Source organism: Sulfurihydrogenibium sp. (assembly GCF_027448985.1).
Lineage (GTDB): Bacteria > Aquificota > Aquificia > Aquificales > Hydrogenothermaceae > Sulfurihydrogenibium.
The window spans coordinates 1-1,763 of the sequence record NZ_DAIDMN010000143.1 but is presented as its reverse complement, the minus strand read 5'-3'; the positions used below and the strand labels follow the sequence as shown (position 1 = coordinate 1,763).

At 32.0% G+C, this 1,763-nt stretch carries 2 protein-coding genes; both read right to left on the bottom strand.

The features are described from left to right. Positions 1-981 (bottom strand): Wzz/FepE/Etk N-terminal domain-containing protein (locus tag NE054_RS08070; RefSeq protein WP_297890451.1); only part of this gene is annotated, 981 nt, incomplete at its 3' end. Positions 982-983: 2 nt separating this feature from the next. Beyond that, positions 984-1,763, bottom strand: a 780-nt coding sequence (locus NE054_RS08065; RefSeq protein WP_297890449.1) for an SLBB domain-containing protein, incomplete at its 5' end; no start/stop codon positions are given.

Below are 1,763 nucleotides of genomic sequence, written 5' to 3'. Positions count from 1 at the left end.
ATCTATTCTTGTTTGTTCTAAAAGTTTTGCTAATATTTCATACTTTGCTTTTAACTGTTGAACTTTTAAATAGTAGGAAGTATACTCTGGGATTGCTGATAAGGTTTTTTCTACTGATAAAGGAGATTCTGTGTTTACTTTACCTTCCACCTCTGCTATCTTTTGGTTTAAAAAAGCCAAACGGTTGTAAGCAGATTTTAGCTCTGGGTGGTCTGGTGTTAAAACTGTTGACATTGTTTTTATTTTTGCCTCTAACTGCAGTTTTTCTGCTATTAAATCTGCATAAAGTTTAACCTGGCTTTGTATCTGATTTTCTGGTAAGATGACCTGTTTTTCTTTTTGTATCTTGTTTAGCTGATCCATGGCTTGCTTCAATTGATTTTTTGTTTCTTCTAACTGGTTTTCATAAAATATTCTATTCATTTTAGCTACGGTAAATGCTTTTTCATTTAATATTTTTCTTAAGTTTTCTATTACACTTTGATTTATTTTCTGTGCCATATCAGGATTTTTCCAATCAACAGAAACTTTTATAGTGTTGTTTTTATTGTCTATATTAACTTTTATAACTTTATTTAAACTTTCAGCTGCAACTTGATAAGGGTACTTATACTCAGATTTTTTATCTTTAAGTATCTCATCTAACAAATTAAGATCTTTTATCACTCTTTCTTTTAAAGTTAAACTTTCTAAAACTGCCTTTACATTTGCTTGCTTTTGGTCTGTTTGTATAGGTAAACCTGCCATAGCTGCTATAGATGATAGACCACTTTTAGAGTCTCCTCCTACTGGGAGTAAAACAGCTTCACTTGTGTAAGTTTTAGGTAGTACAAAAGAAATAACTGCAGCTAAAACTGTTATAATTCCAGTGAAAGCTGCTATAAATTTTCTATTAGACCATATAGTATCCCATAGCTGAAAAAGGTCTATTTCGTCCTCATTACAGTTGTTATGTTGAGTATTTACATTCTTTTCTTCCATATTTATAACCTCTTAGCAAGTACTGCTGTTGATATAGATTGGAATATTATTTGTACTATATCTTTTATCATAGGTCTCCAAGCTATAGGTATTTTAAGCTCTGTTGGGACTACTATAGTATCACCTTCTGACAGCTGATAATCTTCTAAACCTGACCATAGTAAAAATGACCTTCCTACCGATTGGGAAGAAACAACCCTTCCATTTGCTTTTATAATGTAAATGTTCTTTTTATCTGCGTTTTTACCAACTCCTCCCACCATTTCTAAATAATCCTTCAACCTATACCCTTTTACATAAGGAAGGGCTATCTGGTTATAAACATCACCCAAGACTAAAATATAACTTGGTCTTGAAGGTACAATAACAGTATCACCATCTTCTAATACAATGTTTTGGTTTGATTTCTCAAGCTCTTGTAGTGTAGGTGGAATGTCTAAAGCAATTCTTCCAAGGCCAAACTCTGCTTTTTTTCTCATTAATTGGATTAAGTTTTTTTGCTCTTGGATAGCCATTAAGGCAGCTTGCTTCTCTTCTTCTGTTGCAAAAGAGACTTGTCTAGTTGATTTGATAAACTCTTCTTCTAAAAGGGACATTGTTGTTTCTAATTTTTCTTTTTGTAGTTTTTTGATAGTATCTCTTATAAAAATTAGACCTTGTGGATATGCATTTTCTGTATAACCACCAGCTTTCTTTATAACATCTGCTAAAGTTGTGCTTCTATCAATTTCATACTTACCCGGATTTTTCACTTCTCCCAAAATAGTAACAGAAGGAGCTTT